The 22,325-nt window shown below is 62.6% G+C and carries 22 protein-coding genes; 14 read left to right on the top strand and 8 right to left on the bottom strand.

Annotated features, from left to right (window positions below):
* The first annotated feature begins 1 nt into the window (after window position 1).
* The 3 genes from GJB56_RS00720 to GJB56_RS00710 all read left to right on the top strand — a co-directional run bounded on the left by GJB56_RS00720 (window position 2) and on the right by GJB56_RS00710 (window position 1,733).
* A complete protein-coding gene (locus GJB56_RS00720) occupies window positions 2-691 on the top strand; it encodes a GntR family transcriptional regulator (protein ID WP_020906727.1) in 690 nt (229 codons plus the stop codon).
* A gap of 190 nt (window positions 692-881) precedes the next feature.
* Window positions 882-1,397, top strand: a complete 516-nt coding sequence (locus GJB56_RS00715; protein WP_154606637.1) for a hypothetical protein — start codon at window positions 882-884, stop codon at window positions 1,395-1,397.
* 114 nt (window positions 1,398-1,511) lie between these two features.
* Window positions 1,512-1,733, top strand: a complete 222-nt coding sequence (locus GJB56_RS00710; RefSeq protein ID WP_125461331.1) for a hypothetical protein — start codon at window positions 1,512-1,514, stop codon at window positions 1,731-1,733.
* Window positions 1,734-2,085: 352 nt separating this feature from the next.
* Here the strand turns inward: GJB56_RS00710 and GJB56_RS00705 are convergent, their stop codons facing one another.
* The 3 genes from GJB56_RS00705 to GJB56_RS00695 are packed head-to-tail and all read right to left on the bottom strand — an operon-like array spanning window position 2,086 to window position 3,959.
* Window positions 2,086-2,694 (bottom strand): signal peptidase I, encoded by a 609-nt coding sequence (locus tag GJB56_RS00705; RefSeq protein WP_030535532.1) that lies wholly within the window; start codon window positions 2,692-2,694, stop codon window positions 2,086-2,088.
* Window positions 2,695-2,704: 10 nt separating this feature from the next.
* A complete protein-coding gene (locus tag GJB56_RS00700; RefSeq protein ID WP_020906724.1) occupies window positions 2,705-3,322 on the bottom strand; it encodes a hypothetical protein in 618 nt (205 codons plus the stop codon).
* Window positions 3,323-3,329: 7 nt separating this feature from the next.
* The gene (locus tag GJB56_RS00695) at window positions 3,330-3,959 is read right to left on the bottom strand and encodes a SipW-dependent-type signal peptide-containing protein (RefSeq protein WP_019744453.1); all 630 of its coding nucleotides are present in this window, start codon (window positions 3,957-3,959) and stop codon (window positions 3,330-3,332) included.
* Window positions 3,960-4,186: 227 nt separating this feature from the next.
* On the opposite strand from GJB56_RS00695, the gene GJB56_RS00690 reads away from it, so the two are divergent.
* From GJB56_RS00690 to atzF, 6 genes are all read left to right on the top strand, one after another.
* Window positions 4,187-5,176 carry an LLM class flavin-dependent oxidoreductase gene (locus GJB56_RS00690; RefSeq protein ID WP_020906723.1) on the top strand — a complete coding sequence of 330 codons (990 nt, stop codon included), beginning with the start codon at window positions 4,187-4,189 and terminating at the stop codon, window positions 5,174-5,176.
* Between the two features lie 9 nt (window positions 5,177-5,185).
* Window positions 5,186-6,382 carry an MFS transporter gene (locus GJB56_RS00685; RefSeq protein WP_113682337.1) on the top strand — a complete coding sequence of 399 codons (1,197 nt, stop codon included), beginning with the start codon at window positions 5,186-5,188 and terminating at the stop codon, window positions 6,380-6,382.
* 97 nt (window positions 6,383-6,479) lie between these two features.
* Complete coding sequence (locus GJB56_RS00680) at window positions 6,480-7,286, top strand: SDR family NAD(P)-dependent oxidoreductase (protein WP_021343376.1); 807 nt, start codon at window positions 6,480-6,482, stop codon at window positions 7,284-7,286.
* Complete coding sequence (locus GJB56_RS00675) at window positions 7,283-7,816, top strand: carboxymuconolactone decarboxylase family protein (protein WP_019744457.1); 534 nt, start codon at window positions 7,283-7,285, stop codon at window positions 7,814-7,816. The genes GJB56_RS00680 and GJB56_RS00675 overlap by 4 nt, the downstream gene beginning before the upstream one ends.
* Window positions 7,817-7,892: 76 nt before the next feature.
* Window positions 7,893-8,594, top strand: a complete 702-nt coding sequence (locus tag GJB56_RS00670; protein ID WP_024487732.1) for a GntR family transcriptional regulator — start codon at window positions 7,893-7,895, stop codon at window positions 8,592-8,594.
* A gap of 17 nt (window positions 8,595-8,611) precedes the next feature.
* A complete protein-coding gene (gene atzF / locus GJB56_RS00665; RefSeq protein ID WP_113682336.1) occupies window positions 8,612-10,321 on the top strand; it encodes an allophanate hydrolase in 1,710 nt (569 codons plus the stop codon).
* Window positions 10,322-10,324: 3 nt separating this feature from the next.
* Here atzF and GJB56_RS00660 read toward each other — a convergent pair whose 3' ends face one another.
* On the bottom strand, window positions 10,325-10,900 hold the full coding sequence (locus GJB56_RS00660) for a TetR family transcriptional regulator (protein WP_019744460.1): 576 nt from the start codon (window positions 10,898-10,900) through the stop codon (window positions 10,325-10,327).
* A 68-nt stretch (window positions 10,901-10,968) separates the two neighbouring features.
* Between GJB56_RS00660 and GJB56_RS00655 the strand changes: the two genes are divergently transcribed.
* The gene (locus GJB56_RS00655; protein ID WP_003941517.1) at window positions 10,969-12,570 is read left to right on the top strand and encodes an MFS transporter; all 1,602 of its coding nucleotides are present in this window, start codon (window positions 10,969-10,971) and stop codon (window positions 12,568-12,570) included.
* A 52-nt stretch (window positions 12,571-12,622) separates the two neighbouring features.
* On the opposite strand, the gene GJB56_RS00650 is transcribed toward GJB56_RS00655, so the two are convergent.
* Window positions 12,623-13,474: an SDR family oxidoreductase gene (locus GJB56_RS00650; RefSeq protein ID WP_030535537.1), complete on the bottom strand. Its 852-nt coding sequence runs from the start codon at window positions 13,472-13,474 to the stop codon at window positions 12,623-12,625.
* A gap of 118 nt (window positions 13,475-13,592) precedes the next feature.
* On the opposite strand from GJB56_RS00650, the gene GJB56_RS00645 reads away from it, so the two are divergent.
* Window positions 13,593-14,042 carry a winged helix-turn-helix transcriptional regulator gene (locus GJB56_RS00645; RefSeq protein WP_007735410.1) on the top strand — a complete coding sequence of 150 codons (450 nt, stop codon included), beginning with the start codon at window positions 13,593-13,595 and terminating at the stop codon, window positions 14,040-14,042.
* Here the strand turns inward: GJB56_RS00645 and GJB56_RS00640 are convergent.
* The 3 genes from GJB56_RS00640 to GJB56_RS00630 all read right to left on the bottom strand — a co-directional run bounded on the left by GJB56_RS00640 (window position 14,018) and on the right by GJB56_RS00630 (window position 17,633).
* Entirely contained in the window at window positions 14,018-15,010 is a 993-nt protein-coding gene (locus GJB56_RS00640; protein ID WP_019744462.1) for an iron-siderophore ABC transporter substrate-binding protein, read from the bottom strand. The two genes, GJB56_RS00645 and GJB56_RS00640, sit on opposite strands and share 25 nt — an antisense overlap.
* Before the next feature lie 183 nt (window positions 15,011-15,193).
* Window positions 15,194-16,597, bottom strand: coding sequence for a dihydrolipoyl dehydrogenase (lpdA, locus tag GJB56_RS00635; protein ID WP_003941477.1), 1,404 nt, complete (start codon window positions 16,595-16,597; stop codon window positions 15,194-15,196).
* Between the two features lie 49 nt (window positions 16,598-16,646).
* Window positions 16,647-17,633: a dipeptidase gene (locus GJB56_RS00630; protein WP_020906719.1), complete on the bottom strand. Its 987-nt coding sequence runs from the start codon at window positions 17,631-17,633 to the stop codon at window positions 16,647-16,649.
* A 233-nt stretch (window positions 17,634-17,866) separates the two neighbouring features.
* Here GJB56_RS00630 and GJB56_RS00625 point away from each other — a divergent pair, with 233 nt between their 5' ends.
* The 3 genes from GJB56_RS00625 to GJB56_RS00615 all read left to right on the top strand — a co-directional run bounded on the left by GJB56_RS00625 (window position 17,867) and on the right by GJB56_RS00615 (window position 22,324).
* Window positions 17,867-18,916, top strand: coding sequence for an alpha/beta hydrolase (locus tag GJB56_RS00625; RefSeq protein WP_007733735.1), 1,050 nt, complete (start codon window positions 17,867-17,869; stop codon window positions 18,914-18,916).
* Window positions 18,917-19,171: 255 nt separating this feature from the next.
* On the top strand, window positions 19,172-20,188 hold the full coding sequence (locus GJB56_RS00620) for an alpha/beta hydrolase (protein ID WP_007733734.1): 1,017 nt from the start codon (window positions 19,172-19,174) through the stop codon (window positions 20,186-20,188).
* 84 nt (window positions 20,189-20,272) lie between these two features.
* The gene (locus GJB56_RS00615; protein WP_113682335.1) at window positions 20,273-22,324 is read left to right on the top strand and encodes a prolyl oligopeptidase family serine peptidase; all 2,052 of its coding nucleotides are present in this window, start codon (window positions 20,273-20,275) and stop codon (window positions 22,322-22,324) included.
* The last annotated feature ends 1 nt before the right edge of the window (window position 22,325 follow it).

Below are 22,325 nucleotides of genomic sequence, written 5' to 3'. Positions count from 1 at the left end.
CATGAGTGTGCGGCCGCCGCTGCGCGAACAGGTTTACCGGTCGATCCGAAACGATCTGATGTCCGGTCAGATCGCGCCCTCGGAACGACTGGGCGAGGAACGCCTGGCCCATCTCTACGGTGTCTCGCGAACACCGGTGCGCGAAGCGCTCGCAAAGTTGGAATCCGACGGGCTGGTCGAGCGCGACGAACATGGACTCTTTCCGTACCGACCGCACCTCGACGAGTTGGGTGGCCTCTACGAGCTGCGCATACTCCTCGAGGTGCACGGGCTTCGTCGGGTACTCGACGGTGAGGCCCCCGCTCATGATCGAGACGCGCTCGGTTCCGAACTCGACAAGTGGTACGCATTTCTCAAACAGATGCCGGTACCGGACGCCGGTTTCGTGACGCTCGACGAGGAGTTCCACATCGCGCTCCTCGCCTCGTCCGGAAACCACGCGTTGGTCGACGCCTTGCAGGCCGTCAACTCGAAGCTGCGCCCCGTGAGGATGTTCGACTACCTGACTCCCGACCGTATGAAGGCCACCGTGGAGGAACATATCTCCGTCGTCGAACTGGTTCTGGACGGCAAGATTCCGCAAGCACACGAGGCACTGGTATCGCACATCGACATCTCTCGTGCGGTTGTCCTCGACCGTGCTCGTCAGGCCCTCTCGTTGGCCGCTATGGCCAATGCCGTGCGCAACTGATCAGCGTCGTGTCGCTGACTTCAGGGTGACGACTTCGGTGACGTGGTCTCTCGTCAGGGGGATCCTGAGGTACTCCCCCGGTGCGGTTGGCTTCGGGCCGAGTTCAGAACCGGGGACCGTACCCGTTGTGCCGTCCGAGCATTCGACTGCAACTTCGCTCGTGTAGTCCGTATCAGGCGCAACGTCGCAGGTGAGTCCGTCATCCGTGGTGAAGGCGGAGATACTCGAACCGACGGGCCCCTGGATTACTGTCCCGATTGGGTCCGCCGGAGCCGGTGTACTCGTGGTTGGTGTAGCCGTCGTTGTCGGCGTTGCTGTCGATGTCGGCGTTGCTGTCGATGTCGGGATTGCTGTCGGTGTCGGCACAGACGCGGTGGTCGTCATCCCTGCCGTGTTCTCAGCTGCCGTGGTCTCAGCTGCTGTGGTCGAAGAAGTCGTCGATGATGGGGGTTCGCTCACCGAAGTAGGCGTCGGGCTGACCGCACGCGCAGCAAATCCGGTTGGGAGGCTCAGCGGCGTGACCGGGTATGTCGCGCTGCCAATTCCGCATTGGGCCGTTACAAGATTGAACGTCACGTTTGTGGTGCCCAGTATCTGCGCCCCCAGAATCGCAAAAGCTGCCATCGAAAGACTTACGCTCAGCGTCGATTGCGCCGTTGTTGCCGTGGACGTTCGCGTGCTCACGAGCTTGATGTTCGTGTATTGAATCGTCGCCAAGCCAGCGGCGTTCACAGTGGCGTCCGCCCCTGTCACCGTCACCGATGCGTTCTCGGCAGGCTGTGGAATCGTGAGGACGCGAGATCCCACCGTCACCTGATTCGTGGGGCTACTCGCCGATACCGATGCCCTGTTCGAGGTATCGCACGCAGCCCCTGCCGTAATCGGCGATGCCACAGTGACTATCGGCGCACTGACCAGATCAATCCCCAGTAGGGACAGCAAGTTCACTGTCACGGTCATCGAGGTGAGTGTCGACGTCGCATCGGTATCCGAAACAATTGCCGACTGGCAGCGGCCGCTCGCAGGCTGCCCGACCGAGTAGGCAGCGCACGACGAGATCGATCCGGTCCGGGACAACGAGTTGACGCCCAGCAGCTTTGCAACCACAAGATTGGTTGTGTCCAGGTCCTTTCCAATCGTGTTCTGTTGTGAGACACCTTCGAACATCGAACTGCCGAAAAGATCTATCACGATTCCGCCACTGGACAACCCGAGCCCGCCGGCGCCTCTGCCGTACCCACTCGTCGTCCATGAACCGGTGGAAATCGGACCGGTCACGTGTTCGGAGTCTGTCCACGCCGCTTCGGTCTCTCCGAACAGTGGGTGAGACGAGAAACCGGAGCCCAGAACAACCGCAACTGCCAATACGATGACTGAGAACAGGTGGCGACGCTTCATTGCCTCCCGCCGTCCGGCGGTAGAAGAACCTGAATGGGTTCGGTTTTCGGTTCGGCCAATTCGGCATCATCGTCGTCATCGGTATTGCGCGGCCAGAATACCGCAACCACCAAAGCGGCCATGGTCAGCGTGATCGCCCCCAGAACAAGAGGATTCGAGAAGTAGACGATCACTCGCGCCAATCCCGGAACGTGCCAGAGCACCTTTCGGACCGTGGTGACCTCGTATACCGCGGGATCAGCCGAAGCGTTGGCATCACCCTTGAGATCGAGAATCGTGATGCCGTTGTCCTGGGTACGAGCGGAGACGACCCGGTGGGTCACCGGTAGTTCGGACACTCCCCGATCGACGGTGACGACGTCGCCCACCTCGACGGAATCTGCCGGTACTTCCCGTACAACTGCCAGAGATCCGGTCGGAATGGTCGGCGACATCGATCCGGTCTTGAACATGATCAGTGTGATGTCGAAGGCGACGGCACAGATCACCAAAGCGATACAAACAACCCCACCGGCAGCGAGAACCTGAAGGATGCAGTCCCCGATGATCGTGGGGACCGAACGCTTCTTCGTCCGGGCATGTGTTGCCCGGGCATGTGTTGGCATTGCAGCTCCTTCAGGGTGTTGCACTGAACTGCCAAGTGGGAGTTGCCGTTTTACCGATCAACGCCGAGTTACTCCAATTAGCCGAGGTTCCGGGCAGCGAAATCTCGAAGCACAGCGCCACCGCGGCGCCCGGGGACGCTCCACCGGCGGGTAGCGCGATGGCCCCGACTGCGGAACCAGTTGAGAGAGACGGAAACACCGTCGCACTTCCCACCACGAATTGTGGTGTTCCCGTGGAGAAGGCTGACGCATCACAGGTCGTCGACTTGACCACCCGATACCGAAGCGCCGACGCCAGAGTGGAGTCGCCGGCAACCGTGGCCGCCTGCAGAGTGACGGATGCTGCCGGCGAGACCGGCACTGTTCGAAGAGATATCGGGCCGTACGAGAACGCACCGGGGCGAATCAGGAGCGCCGAGGGTGTGTACGTGAAAATGCCAGGGGCACTGGATGCATGCGACGACCATCCACCGCCGACGTTCGACTCGATTCCGAAGGTTCCGGTGCGAAACGATGCATCGCCCATCGTGCTGTCCACCCAACTGGCAGCCACGGTAGTTGCACCGATACCCAGGACGAGTCCCGAGGCCGCCAGTGCGTACACCTGACGCATTCGCCGTGTGACCACGCAGGCGTCAGGGGGTGGACTGGCCGGTGAACTGCCAAAGCAAGCGCCCGGTGTCCTTGCCCGACACGATCGAGGGGTCGACTCCGGCGGGCAGCGTGACCGCGAAGCACAGTTCGACCGGCACACCCGTGCCTAGCAAGGCGACATCCGAACCCGAACCTGCCGTCAAGGCCACCGGACTAGCTGTCGTGCCCACCCATGCTGTGCCTGCTCCAATTCCCGCCGCCGTGCAGGCCGTGGAGGAGACACCTCGATACACCGAGTACCGCAGGGCGGGTTTGAGATCGGCATCACCGCCCGTCGCACCGAGTAGTTGTACCGTCGCGCCGAAAGTGCTGGCCGTGGGACCGATCCGTAGCGCTACCGGCGCATATACCGTCGTTCCGGGTGCGAGTGTGTTGAATCCCGTGCTGAATTGGAAGTGGCCGGCGGAAGCGTCGACTTGATACTCACCCCAGGTCGTCAGTCCGTCGAAACTGCCCTGGAGATTCCAGCTTCCCGTCTTGAACTGCGCGTCGCCGAAAACATTGTCTGTCCACGCTGCCAAGGTGACAGCGGCGCCGATACCGAGGACAAGTCCTCCGGCTAGTAATGCACGTACTTTGCGCTTGTTTACAGCCTTCCGATCAGTGGCCATGCTGGTCTCGATTCACTTGGAATGCGAAAGAACCTCCGATTCGGGAAATCTAGCCCCCACTTTCACCCGAAATATCCGAAATGACCGAAATTGAGACAAAGACTTGACGCCTTCTCCTCCTCGCCGCCATCTGTGGGCGTTGACCAGGGGGAAATAGGAAAGCCGGCCAGATGGTTGCACCTTCCAACGACGCTTGCGTTCTATTCGCTGAGAAAGGCTCCACCTCCATGGCCGTACCACTTTCCATCCTCGACCTCGCCCACATCGGGGACGACGAAACCGCCAAAGACAGCTTCGACGCCAGCGTGACCTTGGCGCAGCGTGCCGAGGAGTGGGGCTACAAGCGAATCTGGTACGCCGAGCACCACAACATGGGTTCCATCGCGTCTTCGGCAACCAGCGTTCTGATCAGCCACGTCGCCGCGAACACCAGCAAAATCCGCCTCGGCGCCGGTGGAATCATGCTGCCCAACCACGCACCGCTGACGATCGCCGAGCAGTTCGGCACCCTCGAGACTTTGCACCCCGGTCGAATCGATCTCGGTCTCGGCCGCGCGCCCGGTAGTGATCAGAAGACGATGCAGGCTTTGCGACGCGACCCGAGTTCTTCGGACAGCTTCCCGCAGGACGTACTCGAGCTTCAGGGCTACCTCGGCGACACCTCGCGCGTCCCCGGAATCAATGCCGTTCCCGGTAAGGGCACTCACGTTCCGCTCTACATTCTCGGATCGTCACTGTTCGGCGCCAAGCTCGCCGCGATGCTCGGCCTGCCGTATGCATTTGCCTCGCACTTCGCCCCCAACGCCCTGCGCGACGCCGTCGCAATCTACCGACGCGAGTTCAAGCCGTCGGAGCAGTTGGCGGAGCCGTACGTCATCGCCGGCGTCAACGTCATCGCCGCCGACACCCATGAGCAGGCGCAGCAGGACTTCCTCGCGGCCAAGCGTTCGCGCGTCAGTCTTCTTCTCGGGCGTGGACGCAAATTCACGGACGACGAAGCGGACATGCTGCTCGACTCCCCCGCCGGTCAGCAGGTTCTGCAAATGACCAAGTACAGCGCCATCGGCACGCCCGCCGAGGTGCGTGCGTACCTCGACGAATTCACCGAGCATGCGCAGGCCGACGAGCTGATCACGGTGTCGACCGGCACCAACCGCGAGGCATGGTTGCGCACGTTTGAACTCCTCGCCGACGTGAGCGATCTGGTGCCCGCCTAAGCTGCCGGTATGGGCGATCCATCCCGTCGCGGGTTCATCTCGGTACTGGCCGTACTACTTTCGACGGGTTGGGCCGCTAACCACTTTGCTTCGCTCATCCCGGTTCTCCGGGTGGACGAGGGCCTTTCGCATACCGTGCTCGACGGTGTTTTCGGTATCTATGCGCTCGGACTCCTACCCGGCCTGTTGACCGGTGGAGCAGTGTCGGACCGCGTCGGCCGAGCTGTAGTCGTCCTTCCCGGAGCACTCATAGCCTCGCTCGGAACCTTGATTCTTCTTCTCTGGCACGACGCGCCCGGGCTCATGGTCGGGCGCCTCGTAGTCGGTATCGGTGCCGGTCTGGCAATCGGCGCCGGTACCGCGTGGGCGGCTGACCTTCGCGGCAAGTCCGGAACCGTGATGGCGGGTGTCGCACTCACCTCGGGTTTTGCACTGGGACCACTGTTTTCGGGTCTGTTGGCACAATTTGCCGCCTTCCCACTCGCTACGCCCTTTGTCGTCTCGGCCGTCTTGTCGGTGGGTTCGGTTGCCGCGGCAGCTGTGTGGAGTCGTACTCCTGCTCCCACCAAAGCTGCGATGTTCACACAGATTCCCGACCGCGCAGAGCGGTCGGGAACCGGTGTGAAGGTCGCACTGCTCTGGGCACTTCCGTTGGCGCCATGGGTGTTCGCCAGCGCAACAGTGTCTTTCGTGACCATGACGGCCAGGCTCGGGGACCGCTACTCAGGTCCTCTCCTTCCGGGTTTCGCGGCGGCGCTGACTCTGGGTGCTGGAATCCTGGTTCAAACCGCTGCGCGCCATCGCAATTGGGGTCCTCAGGCCGGCACGGTCGGCGCCGCACTGGCGGCACTCGGATACTGCCTGGTCGCAGTCGGCGGCGCGCACCCCGCGCTCGGGTTGTTCATCGTCTGCGCGCTCGTCCTCGGTACGGCCTACGGACTGTGTCTGCGTGAGGGACTGCTCGACCTCGAGTCGCTGGCTCCCCCGGCCTCGCGGGGCGCTTTGACCGGGATCTTCTACGTCGGCACCTATCTCGGATTCGGACTGCCGGTGCTACTGGTTGTCATCGAGCCCACGATGGGTCCGTCACTGCCGTTGGTGATCCTCGCCGCTGTTGCCGCCGTCGTTGCCGTGGTCCGATTCCGTCGATTGCGGTCGACCCAGGCTTCCACGTCACATCCGCGTCTCGAAGCCGCATCGGTCTGAACACCCGTTCGGACGGAGTTGGCGGTACTTGCAGTCGCAGCTACCCGGCGGTGTTAGCGTCGGAGGACCAGAAGGTAACTGCGTAGGGACACAGCACATGGGTAAGAGCGAGGCGGGCAAGGCCGAATCGGGCAAGAGCAGTGCCGACGATCTGACGGGTCGGCGCATCCTGATCACCGGTGCTGCCCGTAATATCGGTTCTTTGCTGGCCAGACGCCTGTACGACCGTGGTGCGTCCGTGGGACTGCTCGGCCTCGAGCCGGAACTTCTCGAGCAAGTCGCCACTTCCTGCGGCCGCGCGCCGTGGCAGTTGTGCGATGTCGCCGACCCCGAGCAGGTATCTCGCGGCGTCGACTACATCGCCGAGAAGCTGGGAGGCATCGACGTCGTCGTGGCCAATGCCGGCGTCGAGGCGAACTCGTCGATCCTCGGCGGAGACGTCGAAGACATGCGTCGCGCAGTCGAAGTCAACCTCATGGGCACGTACTACACCCTGCGCGCAGCGGGTCCCCACATCAGTCACGAAGATGGTTACGCCCTGGTGGTCGCCTCGGCCCACGGCGCGGCGAAGCACCCGTTCCGCGGACCGTTCGGTGCTTCGCGCGCCGGTGTCGAAGCGTTGGGCGACGCGTTGCGCCTGGAAATGAAACACCTTGGTACCAAGGTGGGCGTCGCGTATATCGGAGACATCGACACCGATACCACCGCACTCTCTTTCGACGGCGCTCGCGGAACCCTCGCCAGCGCCGGCACCACGACCGTCGCTGACGCCGTCGACGCGTTCGAGCGCGGTATCGTCGGCCGGAAGTCACGCGTACACGCGCCCCGCCGCAGCGCTGCGGTTCGCCACATCGCGCAACGAGCTATCGACCTCCGTCCCTCTCACATTCGTGGAGTCGCATGAACCCCCGCATCCCGCCCGGCCGATTCAAGGACCTCGGTCCGATCAACTGGGGAATCTGGCGTGTCCTGTCGAAGGCTGCCGGAGCACCCGATGCGCATCTGTTCAGCACCTTGGGGCGCACGGGTGGGCTCTTCCGCGGTTGGCTGCACTACTCCGGCTCACTCATGCCCGGCGGCAAGATCTCTCGCCACGACACCGAACTGATCATCCTGCGGGTCGCGCACCTGCGGGACTGCGGTTACGAGATGGATCACCACATCAGGCTCGGCCGCAAAGCCGGAATCGACGCAGAAGAACTGGCCCGAATCATCGAGGGCCCTGGCGCTTCCGAGTTGAGTCCGCGTCACCGTGCGATCTTGACTGCGGTCGACGAGCTGGTCACCACCAAGGACATCACCGACAACACGTGGGGAACGCTCTCGCAGCATCTCGACGATCGTCGGCTGATCGAATTCACCTTGCTGGTCACTCAGTACGACGGCCTGGCCACCACGATCGGAACCTTGCGGGTTCAGCGCGACTTCTCCTGAAGTTCCGCGGCGGCCGTAACTCAGCTCTTACCCGAAGACATCTGGACGAAACACCTGATCAATAGCGTATACAGGTATGTCGACAGGGATGAATACGGCGCCGGAGCCACTGCGTGAGGTGGTCTACCGGGAACTACGCACCGAACTGGTCAACGGGACCATCGGGTTCGATCAACGCCTGACGGAACCGAAACTCTCCACGCGTTTCGGCATTTCTCGCACACCAGTACGGGAAGCGTTGACGATGCTGTGCGCCGATGGACTCCTGCGCCGGGAAGAATACGGGTTCTCCGCCGTGCGCCCGAGCATCCCGCGGATCCGAGACCTGTACGAGCTCCGAATCACTTTGGAACTACAAGGAATTACCCGGGCGATCGCAGATCCGACGATCCGGCACGACCGAACAATCCTCGACGACGAATTAGTGCGGTGGCGTGCCCTGGCTCTCGATCCGCCGGCTCAGGAACCGGGGTTCGTCGAACTGGACGAGGAATTCCACGTCGCCGTACTGAGGGCGTCGGGAAACAATGAACTGGTCGCGTCGCTGCTGTCGGTGAATTCCCGTATCCGGCACGTTCGGATGTACGACTTCATGGTCAACGGCCGCATCGACACCTCGATCGCGGAGCACATTCGAATCCTCGAAGAACTACGTGCCGGCAATCTGCCCGAGGCCCGCACGCTTTTGCACCAGCACATCGGCGAGTCTCTCGACGTCGTCCTCGACCGGGTGACCCGCGCGATCACCGCGCTCTCACTCGCCACCATCACGGACTGATCGGAGCAGTACACAGCATGACCATCGCAGCAGAAGTTTTCACCCCGACAGCCCGGGTCGAGCAGGCCTTCCAGCGGATCGAGGAAGTAGATCGCCCCGAAGTCTGGATCACGTTGCGCTGCAAGGAAGATGTGCTTGCCGATGCCGCCTCGGTGGAGGCCAGACTCGCCGCGGGCGAGCATCTTCCCCTGGCTGGGCGCCTGGTCGCCGTCAAGGACAACGTCGACGTCGCCGGTCTGCCGACCACAGCGGCGTGCCCCGAATTCGCGTATGCGCCGGACGAAACTGCCAGTGCCGTTGCGCGGTTGATCGAGCACGGGGCTGTTGTTCTGGGGAAGACCAATCTGGACCAGTTCGCCACCGGACTGGTCGGAACGCGCAGTCCGTACGGAGCCGTTCGCTGCGCCTGGGACGAGAAGTTGATCTCGGGCGGTAGTAGCTCCGGATCCGCCGTCGCTGTCGCACTGGGGATTGCAGACATCGGAATCGGCACCGACACCGCCGGTTCCGGCCGGGTGCCGGCAGCGTTCCACGGGATCTACGGACTCAAGCTCTCGCTCGGCGTCATTCCCGTCCACGGAGTAGTGCCCGCCTGCATCGACTACGACGCTCTGACGGTGTTCGCCGGCGACCTCGAATCGGCAACCGCGGCAGCGGCAATCATGGTCGGCCACGAACCTCGAGATCCCCGCAGCCGCGTCTGGCCTTCCGACGTTCGTCTCGCGGCGGCGCCGAATCCCCGCGTCGCCGTCCCCCGAATCGAGGATCTCGCTCAACTGAGCCCCTCGTATCTGGCAGCATTTCAGGACACTGTGACAGCTCTGGTAGCCGGCGGCGCCGAGACCGAGACCGTCGACATCTCCGGACTGCTCGACGCGGCCCGATTGCTCTACGACGGCGCCGTGGTGGCGCAGCGGTACGCCGCTGCCGGCGAGTTCCTCGAAACTCGTCCTGCCGGAGCAGATCCCGCGGTGTCCGACATCGTGCTCGGCGCGAAGCACCCCACCGGATACCAGCTAGTCGACGATCTCGACGCTCTCACCCACGCCAAGGCTGCCGCCCGGGAACTCCTCGCAGGGTTCGACGCCCTACTGCTTCCCACCACCACCGAACATCCGACCATCGCTGCCGTGACCGAGGATCCATTCGGAATCAACCGCCGGATGGGAACTTTCACCAACTTCTGCAACCTGCTCGACATGGCGGCCGTCGCGGCGCCCGGACACCGCACTGCCGAAGATCACCCGTTCGGCGTCATGTTCGTCGTACCCGCTTTCGACGACCAGATCGCCATCGACCTCGCCGCACGACTCGGTGATGTGCCTTCACCCACCCTCGTCAATACCGGAATCGACCTCGCAGTATTCGGCGCTCACCTGCGCGGGCAACCCCTCAACACACAGTTGGTCGACCTCGGCGCGCGGTACGTCGAAACCGTCACGACCTCGGATGCCTACCGGCTCTTCGCTCTCGACACGACGCCACCGAAGCCCGGCCTGGTACGCCGTGGCCCTGGACTCGGCGCACCGGTCGTCGGCGAGATCTTCCGGATCTCACCGGCTGGCCTGGGAACGTTTCTCGCCGCCTTGCCCGCGCCGATGGCGCTCACCAGCGTCGAGTTATCGGACGGCAGAACGACAGTCGGTTTCAGCTGCACTCATGACGCCGTAAACGGCGCAGCTGACATCACCGGCTACGGCGGTTGGGCCGCGTACCTCTCTCGCTGACAGTCACGGCTTGCAGATTCGCGTGACGGCCTCGCGCACCACTTCACGGCGGCGCGCGATCTCGTCGGCGTCGACGTTCTGGTTGTCGGCCACACCGGGGGCCACGACCCAACCGAACACGAGGCCGAACAGCATCGTGATCAGGTCCTGGGGATCCCAGTGCTTCGAGATGAGGCCGTCTTCTTGAGCCTTGCGGATCGTGGCCATTCGCGGAACCCAGCTGGAATGTTCCTCGGCCAGCTTCTTCATCCGTGGTGCCTCACCCTGCAATTGACCCCAGATCATCATCCGTTGAATCTGTGGTTTGGCGAGCATTGCGTCGAACAGTTCGACGGCATGCGCGGGCATGTCTTCACCGGTGAACTCGACAGACTCCATCGCCTGCTCGAAGTCGACGTCGAGCACCGCGTGGAACAACGCGACCTTGTCACCGAAATAGGCGTAGAGGCGCTCCTTACTGGCGTTTCCGTTCTTCGCAATCCGATCGATGCGCGCACCGGCAAGCCCGTAGGTGCCGAATTCTTCTTGCGCAGCGTCGAGGATTCGCTGTTTCGTCGCGGTCACGTCAGTGGGAGCCATAGTGATGATGGTAACCGAACGAACTATTTCGTTTGACTCACCTGAGGAGGCTGGAATACCTTTTTCCAATGACCACCACGTCCCACGTCGACGGCGGCACTCTGCCACCGATCCCGGCTGTCTCCGAGAATCCGAATCATCAACGTCGCTGGCTGGTGCTCTGCATCGTCGCGTTCGCTCAACTCATGGTGGTGCTCGACGGCACCATCGTCTCCATCGCCCTGCCGGCAGCCCAGGAGGAACTGGGCATCAGCGACCTTGACCGCGCGTGGGTGGTCACGTCGTACGCCTTGGCGTTCGGTGCGCTGCTGCTCCTCGGCGGACGTATCGCAGACTACTGGGGCCGAAAGCGATCCTTCATCGTCGGCATGGCGGGCTTCGCGGTTGCCTCCGGCATCGGCGGCATCGCGCAGAGCGGTATCGAACTGTTCATCGCCCGCGCCGGCCAGGGCGTCTTCGCAGCATTGCTCGCGCCCGCTGCGCTGTCGATGCTCACCACCACCTTCATCGGAGAGAAGGAGCGCGCCAAGGCTTTTGCCGTCTACGGCGCGATCTCCGGCGGTGGCGCTGCCATCGGCCTGCTCCTCGGTGGAGTGCTGACGCAGTACGTCGACTGGCGTTGGTGCCTGCTCGTCAACATCCCGATCGCGCTGATCGCCATCGCTGCAGCCGTCCCGATCGTCAAGGAAACCAAAGCGCACGGCGACACGAGCTACGACCTTCCCGGCGCTGTCCTCATCGCCCTGGGGCTCGGCTCACTGGTCTACGGATTCACACGCGCCGAGCACGGCTGGGGTCAGGCGGACACTTTGCTGTTCATCGCACTGGGTCTGGTCTTCCTCGCGATCTTCGTGGTCGTCGAGAGCCGCAGCAAGAATCCGCTTCTACCGCTGAGCGTTCCGTGGCATCGTGATCGCGGCGCTGCTCTGATCGGCTCCATGCTGGTGGGCGCCGCCCTGCTCGGCGGCACGTTGTACCTGACGTTCTACCTGCAGATCGTGCTCGGATTCAGCCCGGTCATGGCCGGCGTCGGATCGCTGCCGATGGCATTCTTCATCGTCTTGGCGTCGACCATCGCAGCGCAGTTGTCCACCAAGATCGGCCCCAAGCCGCTCATGGTCGCCGGCCCGCTGGTGGCCGCAGTAGGACTGCTCATGCTGACCCAGATCGAGGTACACAGCTCCTACTGGACGCACGTGTTCCCCGGCCTCGCGATCTTCGGCTTCGGACTGGGCCTGCTGATGGTGCCGATGCAGAACCTCGCGCTGATCGGCGTTCCCGACCACGACGCCGGCGCTGCCAGTGCCCTGGTCAACGCCACCCTGCAGATAGGCGGCGCACTCGGAACCGCACTGTTCACCACGATCTACGCTTCGGCCAAGTCGGCCTTCACCGCCGACAACGCGGCGCCGATCCCGCCGGAAGGCATTCCTGTCGACATGTCGAATGCGACCATCCCGACCGGCGATCAATTGGCACTACTCCCCCAGCCGGTGCAGGACTTCGTCGCCTCGATGACGGACTACTTCTTCGGCGCCGAGGTATCCGGATACTCGGCCGCATTCGGTTGGGCGGCAATCCTGTTGGCGATCATCGCACCGGTAGTGCTGGTTCTGGTCCGCGCCAAGAAGGGTGATCTGCCCGCCGAGGGTGCAGTCCACATGGGATAACCCCCTGTGCGCCTTTATTAACCGCCCGCGGTTAATAAAGGCGCACAGCAGGTCAGGCCTTCCTCAACACCTCAGCCACCGGAGTGCTGCTGCGGCCGATCAACTTCTGCAGGTCACCAGACTCAGTGTCCAACGCCCCCTTGGCAATTGCAGCATCGGAATCCGCGAGAACTTCTGCGACCGGGGCAGGCAGGCCGACGCTCTCGAGAATCCCCTTGTATGCGTCCTCGCTCACGAACTGGTACGCGACGGGCTTGCCGGCAAATTCGCTGATCTTCTCGGCCAATTCGGCGTAGGTGAGCCTCTCGTCACCGCCCAACTCGTACACTGCACCTTCATGACCATCGGTGGTCGCGACTACTGCTGCGGCGTCGGCGTAATCCGCACGCGCCGCAGCCGCGATCTTGCCTTCCGCTCCCGCACCGACCAGTGCGCCGCGTTCGATCACACCGGCCAGGTCGTTGGTGAAGTTCTCCCAGTACCAACCGTTGCGCAACAGCGCGAACGGAATACCGCTCCGAGTGAGCACGTCCTCGGTCGCCTTGTGCTCGGCAGCAAGCTTCATCGGCGTGTCCTGAGCATTCAAGATGCTCGTGTAGGCGATGAATCCGACGCCGGCAGCCTTCGCCGCGTCGATGATGTTGGTGTGTTGCGCGAGCCGTGACCCCACTTCACTTCCCGAGATCAGCACCAGCTTGTCGACGCCCGCCAATGCGGTTTCCAACGCCGAGGCATCGGCATAGTCCGCTTGACGTACAACTACTCCGCGGGCGGCGAGGCTTTCCGCCTTCTGTGGATTGCGGACGACTGCGACGATGTCGGACGCGGCGGTTCCCCGCTCGATCAACGACTCGACTACCAGTTGTCCGAGGTTTCCGGTTGCGCCGGTGACTGCAATGCTCATGCGAACTCCCGATCCAGGTTGAAGCGTAAATGCGTTCTGCAACCATCATGCACTTATTTTTCGTAAGTGCAACACGTCGAGTTAGCGCTATGGGATCGTGCAGTAGTAACATGGGTTCATGACCAGCACCGACTCACCTTCACGTGCTGCCCAGACCCCTGATCCGAATGCCGACGTCGTGGACCCAACGCTCGAGGCTGACGTCTTCGCTCGCGGGTGCAACTCTCGGGCGGCATTGCAGAATGCAACCGGACGCTGGGGCGCACTCGCGCTGGCGGCATTGAACGAGGGCCCGTACCGGTTCAGTGCCCTGCGCCGACGCGTCGACGGAGTCAGCGAGCGCATGCTCTCGCAGACCCTGCAAACACTCGAGCGGGATGGCCTCGTGCACCGTGAGGTACTCGAAACCATCCCGCCCAAAGTGGAATACAGCCTGACCGAACTCGGCGCCGACGTCGCCGCAAAGATCACGGCCCTGATCGAACTACTCGAGTCGCAGGTTCCGAAAATCGTTGCGTCACAAGCGTCGTACGACGCTCGGAATCAGCTCAACTTGTCCGAAAGCTGAGCGATGAACTCGTCGAATGCGTAGGGAACGCTCAGCACCGTCGGAGCGGACGTAGCCATCGCGTAGTCCATTCCGACCAGACGAACCAGACGGCCGTTCGACACCGAGGTCATGTTCGCGAACGGACCGAAGGACATCAGCTTGTCCAGGTTGGTGCCATCGGCGTCGACGAGAATGAAGACGTCGGCGTCGAGTGTGTCGATGGATTCCATACCCACGGACACCGAACTGTCGCCGGAAGTGCACACTGCGTCGACACCGGGCGAGGTCTTCACCCCGAGCTGGCCGAGAAGACGGATCCGCGGGTCGGTGCCGCAGAAGACGATCAGGCCCTCGTCGGTGCGCATTGCATACGTTGCGGTTTTGCCCTGGAACTGTGGGTGATCAGCGGCCTGCTTCTCGAAGTACGCCCCGGTCTCGTCGATCAGCGTCTGAGCCTGCTCCGGCTGTCCGAGCGCTGCACCGATCATGCTCATCTGCTTGTCCCACGCCGTATCCCACGGCTGGTCGGGGAACGCGACGGTCGGCGCGATGTCACTGAGACGCTTGTACTCGCCCTCGTCGATGCCGGAGTAGACGGCGAGGATCACGTCGGGATCGAGCCCGAGGATCTGCTCGAACGGGATATCGGGATTGGTCGTCATGAGAACGGGCTTGGCACCGTTCAGACGCGAAGCGTCCCAGGGCAGGATGTTGTTCTCGATGCCGTCGCCGGAGAAGCTCTCCATGGCGACCGGAACCTTGTTCAGCGCGATCACCGCATCCTGGCCACTCCATCCGATGGTCACGATGCGCATAGGCTCCGCGTCGATCGTCGTCGAACCGTAGGCGTGGTCGACGGTCACGGGGAACGCCCCCGCCTCGGCGGCACCCGAAGCTTCGGTGTCCGATCCGGAGTCACCTGAGGTTCCACAGGCGGAGAGCGTCAGCGCGACGCAAGCCGCGAGCAGTACGGAACGAGTTTTCATGAGTGGTCCTTCGAAAGCCGGATGGTCGACTCGGGACGCTAATGCGTTGCGCGCCTACACCCCGACTCGAAGGCCTCAGATGGCGGTTTCGCAACACAACTCGACACAAAAGACGAAAAACCCCGTGCGTCTTTCCGGTAGTGCGAACTACCGAAAAGGCGCACGGGGCCGAAGGCCCTGCCGTCAGAAGTTGATCATGTGGCCGGCGAGGCCGTGGATCGCTTCCTGCAATGCCTCACTGAGTGTGGGGTGGGTGTGGACGTTGCGTGCCAACTCGTTGACCGTGAGGTCCCACTTCTGGGCCAAGGTCAGCTCGGGCAGCAGTTCCGAAACGTCCGGTCCGATGAGGTGCCCGCCGAGCAGTTCGCCGTACTTCTTGTCGGCGATCAGCTTGACGAAACCGGTCGGGTCACCGAGACCGTGTGCCTTGCCGTTGGCGGCGAACGGGAAGTTCGCGACCTTGACGTCGTAGCCCTCGGCCTTGGCCTGCTCCTCGGTCAAACCGAACGAGGCGACCTGCGGCTGGCAGAACGTCGCACGCGGCATCATCCGGTAGTCACCGAGTGTCTGCGTCTCCGCGCCGCCGATGGTCTCGGCAGCGACGACAGCCTGAGCTTCTGCGACGTGCGCGAGCTGCAGCTTGGCGGTGACGTCACCGATGGCGAAGATGTGCGGGACGTTGGTGCGCATGTAGTCGTCGATCGCGATGGCGCCGCGATCGGTCAACGCGACACCGGTGTTCTCGAGACCGAAGCCCTCCACGCGCGGTGCGAAGCCGACGGACTGCAGAACCTTGTCGACGACCACGGTCTCGATCTCGCCGGACTTGTTGTCCTTGATCGAGACGGTGACCTTGCTGCCGTCGTCGCTGATGGACTGCACAGCGGCACCGGTCTTGATGGTGACGCCGAGCTTCTTGTACTGCTTGGCGATTTCCTTCGAGACGTCGGCGTCCTCGTTGGGCAGTGCCCGATCGAGGAACTCGACGATCGTGACGTCGACGCCGTAGTTCTTGAGGACGTAACCGAACTCCATGCCGATCGCGCCGGCACCGACGATCAGGATCGAACCCGGAAGGTCACGGGTGAGGATCTGCTCTTCGTAGGTCACGACGTTCTCGCTCAGCGAGGTGCCGGGCAGCAGCTTGGTGTACGAACCCGTCGCGATGATCGCGTTGTCGAACGTGATCGTCTCGGTGCCACCCTTGCTCAGCTCCACGCTGATGGTGTTGGCGTCGACGAACGTGCCCTTGCCGTCGTACTCCGGGATCTTGTTCTTCTTCATCAAGAAGTGAATGCCCTTGACTCGCCCGTCCGCGACCTTGCGGCTGCGATCGAAAGCGGAGCCGAAATCGAAGGACACGTCTCCGGACATGCCGAACGTCTTCGCTTCTTTCGTGAAGATGTGCGCGAGTTCGGCGTTACGGAGAAGCGCCTTGGACGGAATGCAGCCGACATTCAGGCATACACCGCCCCAGTACTTCTGCTCGATGATGGCGGTGCTCAGGCCCAGTTGTGCCGCGCGGATAGCAGCGACGTACCCACCGGGGCCGGCTCCGAGGACAACGACGTCATAGTGTGAGGTCACGATTCACCAGGGTAGTCCTGCATCGTTTCGCTGTCCCCAGATGGTCGCATTACCCGTCGGTAGCCCACACTTCTCGGGCAACTCGGGCGAAATTTCCGCCGTACACGGCCTCGATCGACGGCTCGTCGAAGCCCCGCTCACGCAATACCTGATCAAGTGTCAGCACGTCCTCCGGAGGAGTCCACTGCAGTGGCCCCCACGCGGTGTACGCCTCGGAGAACGACGACGGGTTCTGCTCGATCTCTTCGCGGAAGTCGTCGGCGTCGAAGGAGAAGTCGGAGCCGATCCCGACGTGATCGATGCCGACGAGTCCCACAGCCTCTTCGATGTGGTCGGCCATCGCGGACAGCCGAGCCTGGTCGTCATCCGGTCCGTTGACGCCGAGGAATATGCCGACGCCGTTGATCCCGATGACGCCGCCGGTCTCCGCACACGCCCTGGCCTGATCGTCGGTGATGTTGCGCGGATGCTCCCACAACCTTCGGAGATTCGAGTGGCTGTAGATCATTGCTCGCTGGGTGATAGCTGAGATGTCCAACCCCGTCTGTACCGAACAATGTGAGCCGTCGACCGTCATTCCGACGCGATTCATCTCGGCAACCAGGTCACGGCCGTATCCACTCAACCCCGTGTCCGCCAGGTCCAAGCAGCCACAGCCGGCAGCATTCATGTAGTTGTACGTCGGCAACATCGAGCGGACTCCGAGGTCGCAGAAGTACGAGACGTTGGCCAGGTCTCCCTCCAGCGGATTCGAGTCTTCCAGGTCGAAGGCCAGGGCGATTCCGCCGGACTCCTGAATCTCCACGACGCCGTCGACGCTGAAGACAGGGGTGATCTCCGGGAACTCGACGCGCGCCTGCCACGCGAAACTCTTGGCGATTGCCGTCGAGTCCGCGCGAGTCTGCGGCGAGTAACCGACGTTCACCGAAACGTAACTCCCCGCTGGGCGCTGATATCGGAGAAGATCTTCGACAGACGCGTTCGACTGCAGAGGTAGGCAACAATGTTGTTCCCATAGTGGATATGTCCGGTTCACTCACTAATCCCGTCGATGATCAGGGAAATTCACCTGAAACTGGTCGTACGTTCAGCAAATCTCTGGTTCACTGGCGGATAACGCACCGATGCGGTAGAACTTACAAGACTCACACGCCCTGTACCTATCGACAGAGCATGTACCCAGCATGAATTCCCGTACGGGAACAGCAACAAAGGACCGTTCACTCCTGGGCGGATTCGAAGGAATTTTAGGTGGAGGTTTCTGAACGTATGCGTGCTCGCACTTTCAAGCGTGGCCGTCTGGTCGCCGCTGTAGCCGCAGTATCCGTGCTGCCGATGCTGATCAGCCCTGCAGTGTCGTCCGCAGGCGGAGATCCGTCGACCACCACGGCAACTGTTGCCAAGGCAAACACAACGGGTTCCAAGCTCTCGAGCCGCACGGACAACGGGCGCATCGCCACCATCAAGGTGTACTCCCCTTCCATGGAACGCGATATTCCGCTCGAGGTCATCCTCCCGGCAGACGGCAGCGAACCCCGCCCGACCCTCTACCTGCTCAACGGTGCAGGCGGCGGCGAAGACCGGGCGACGTGGCAGCGTCAGACCGACGTCAACGAGTTCTTCGCTGACAAGAACGTCAACGTCGTCACCCCGCTCGAAGGTGCATTCAGCTACTACACCGACTGGGTGAACGACGACCCGTCCCTCGGCCGTCAGAAGTGGCAGACGTTCCTGACCCAGGAACTCCCGCCCGTCATCGACGCCGAGTTCAACACCAACGGCGTCCAGTCGATCTCCGCGATCTCGATGACCGCGACCTCGGTCCTCAACCTCGCCATCGCAGCTCCGGGCCTCTACAAGGGCGTCGGTGCATACAGCGGATGCGCCGAGACCAGCACACCGGTCGGCCAGTCCTCCATCGAACTGGTTGTGGGCATGCGCGGCGACGCTGACGTGACCAACATGTGGGGCCCCCTCGACGGCCAGGGCTGGATCGACAACGACCCCGTCGTCAACGCCGAGAAGCTCCGCGGCACCGAGCTCTTCATCTCCACCGGCTCCGGACTCCCCGGCCCGCACGACACCCTGAACAACGAGGCGATCAACGGACAGGTCGGCACACTCGCCAACCAGGTGATCGTCGGCGGCGTCATCGAGGCAGCAGTCAACTACTGCACCCACAACCTCGCCTACCGCCTCAACGATCTCAAGATCCCGGCCACCTTCGACTTCAAGCCGACCGGCACCCACTCGTGGGGCTACTGGGAAGACGATCTCCACAACTCCTGGCCGATGCTCGCTCGTTCGATGGGCATCTGACCGAAATCGTTCCGACTCGACCCCGCTCCCTGCACTTCCGGGAGCGGGGTCGAGTGCTTGTCTGGGCCGATTCGGGGGTTAATTCGGGGGTTAATTCCGGGGCCAATTCAATTGTCAGGCAATCGAATCGCGTCACTTTCTGCGCCCGCTCTGCTTTACTGACACATAACAAAAAGTGAACCTGTTCCAGTAAGGGCTCACAGGCACTTCGATCCGTTCCGGATCCGAAGACATTCAGGTGGAGGATCCGAACGTATGCGTGCTCGAATTTTCAAGCGTGGCAGTGTGATCGCAGCTCTCGCAGTGGCCACGGTGCTGCCGATGCTGATCAGTCCGGCGACAGCTTCTGCGGGCGGTGACACGTCCGGATCGCACGTCGTGAGCAACACCAAGACCGGCGACCGCAAGGTCACCATCTCGGTCTTCTCCCCGGCGATGGATCGCAACATCCCGCTCGAGGTCATCCTCCCCGCAGACAACAGCGAACCCCGCCCGACGCTCTACCTGCTCAACGGTGCAGGCGGCGGCGAAGACTCGGCGACCTGGCAACGCAAGACCGACGTCATGAACTTCTTCCAGGACAAGAACGTCAACGTCGTCACTCCACTCGAAGGCGCGTTCAGCTATTACACCGACTGGGTGAACGACGATCCGGTTCTCGGTCGCCAGAAGTGGCAGACGTTCCTGACCAAGGAACTCCCGCCCGTCATCGACGCCGAGTTCAACACCAACAAGGTCCAGTCGATCTCCGCGATCTCCATGACCGCGACCTCGGTCCTCAACCTCGCCATCGCGGCTCCCGGCCTCTACAAGGGCGTCGGGGCGTACAGCGGATGCGCTGAGACCAGCACCCCCGTCGGTCAGAGTGCGATCGAACTTGTCACAGGTACCCGCGGCGGAGCTGACATCACCAACATGTGGGGCCCGCTCGACGGTCAGGGCTGGAAGGACAACGATCCGGTCCTCAACGCCGAGAAGCTCCGCGGCACCGAACTCTACGTCTCCACCGGCTCCGGACTCCCCGGCCCACACGACACTCTCGCCAATCCCGCGATCAACGGTCAGGTCGGTGCGCTCGCCAACCAGGCAATCGTCGGCGGCGTCATCGAGGCAGCGGTCAACTACTGCACCCACAACCTCGCCTACCGCCTGAGCGACCTGAAGATCCCGGCCACCTTCGACTTCAAGCCGACCGGCACCCACTCGTGGGGCTACTGGCAGGACGATCTCCACAACTCCTGGCCGATGCTCGCTCACTCCCTGGGCGTCTGACCCGATTCGTTCTCACTCGACCCCGCTCCAGTGTTTCGGGAGCGGGGTCGAGTGCTGTCGGGAGCGAGCAGTAAGAATGGACGTATGACTTCCGATCAGCAGCCCACCACCGGCCACGACCCCTACCTCTGGCTCGAAGACGTGACCGGTGAGTCTGCACTCGATTGGGTCCGTCAGCACAATGCCGTGACCGAGGGGCAGCTCACCGACAACGAGCGCTTCGATCGACTGCAGAGCGACGTGCGCGAGATCCTCGATACCGACGCGCGAATTCCCTACGTCCGCCGTCGAGGTGAGTTCCTCTACAACTTCTGGCGCGACAGCACCCACGTTCGCGGATTGTGGCGACGCACGACGTTGGATCAGTACGTCACCGACGACCCGGAATGGGACGTCCTCGTCGACCTCGACGCCCTGGCCGAGGCCGAGGGCGAGAACTGGGTCTGGAAGGGCACGCAACTTCTACGGCCACACCGCAACCGTGCATTGATCAGCCTCTCCCGCGGTGGGGCAGACGCGGCGGTCGTTCGCGAGTTCGACATCGACAAGCGCGAGTTCCTCGCTCCCGAGGGCGAGAATCCCGGCTTCTACCTTCCCGAGGCCAAGACCGACATCGACTGGATCGACATCGATACCGTCTACGTCGGAACGGATATCGGACCGGGGTCGCTCACCGATTCCGGATATCCCCGTCTGGCCCAGCGGTGGAAGCGCGGCACTCCCCTCTCCAGCGCCGAGACCGTCTACGAGGGCCAGGCCACGGACGTGGCCATCTCGGCTTCGCACGATCCGACGCCCGGGTTCGAACGAGACTTCGTCACTCGCTCGGTCGATTTCTACAACTCTCAGCATTTCGAAGTTCGCCCCGACGGTGAACTGGTGCTCGTGGACGTCCCCGAGGACGCCGGGATCTCGATTCACCACGAGTGGTTGTTGATCCGCACCAAGTCCGTGTGGGCCGTCGAGGACACCGAATATCCGACCGGCGCACTGCTTGCCATCCGTTACGACGATTTCCTTGCCGGCTCACGAGCACTGACATCGATCTTCGAACCCGACGCACATTCCTCGCTCGAGCACTCCACCTGGACACGCGATCATCTGATTCTGGTGGTCCTGACCGACGTGCGCACGACGCTGCGAATCCTGACGCCGGGCGAAAACGGCTGGGAGGATCGACCTTTCGAAGGGCTTCCAGAACTGACCAGTATCGAAATTCTCGACACCGACCCTGATGTCAGCAACGAGTACTTCGTCAATTCGAGTGGATACACCTCCCCTGCAACTCTTTTGCACGGCGTGATCGGCGAAACCGAACCCACTGCCCTCAAGCAGGCTCCCTCGTTCTTCGACGCCGAGGGCATCACCACGGAGCAGTTCTTCGCCACCTCTGCCGACGGCACCCAAGTTCCGTACTTCGTGGTGCGCAGTCCGCGTAGCGAGCCCGGCCCCACCCTGCTCTACGGGTACGGCGGATTCGAGATCTCGCTGACACCGTCGTACAGCGGTTCTCTGGGCCGTGCCTGGCTGACGCAGGGCGGAACCTATGTGGTTGCGAATATTCGCGGTGGCGGCGAGTACGGACCCGGTTGGCACACACAGGTTCTCAAGGCCGGGCGCCACAAGGTGCACGAAGACTTCGCTGCCGTCGCGAGAGACCTCGTCGATCGCGGAATCACGACCCCGGATCTTCTGGCAGCTCAGGGCGGTAGCAACGGCGGCCTGCTGATGGGCATCATGCTGACCAAGTACCCCGAGCTCTTCGGCGCCATCGTCTGTCAGGTCCCGCTGCTGGACATGCGCCGATTCCATCTCCTGCTGGCCGGCGCTTCGTGGATGGCCGAATACGGTGACCCCGATGTCCCGGAGGAGTGGGCATTCATCTCGGAGTACTCGCCGTATCAGAACATCGACGCCGCCGCGTCGTACCCACCGATCCTGATCGCGACGTCCACCCGCGACGACCGCGTCCACCCCGCGCATGCCCGCAAGATGGCTGCAAAGCTGGAAGAGGTCGGCAAGCCGGTGCTGTATTTCGAGAACATCGAGGGTGGCCACGGCGGCGCCGCGGACAATGCTCAGCTGGCCTTCAAGACTGCGCTGACCTACGAGTTCCTCTGGCAGAAACTCGCCTGAT

This window comes from Rhodococcus sp. AQ5-07, assembly GCF_009707305.1.
In the GTDB taxonomy this organism is placed as follows: domain Bacteria; phylum Actinomycetota; class Actinomycetes; order Mycobacteriales; family Mycobacteriaceae; genus Rhodococcus_F; species Rhodococcus_F erythropolis.
The sequence above is the reverse complement of the archived record's forward strand: the minus strand, read 5'-3'. Positions and strand labels throughout refer to the sequence as shown.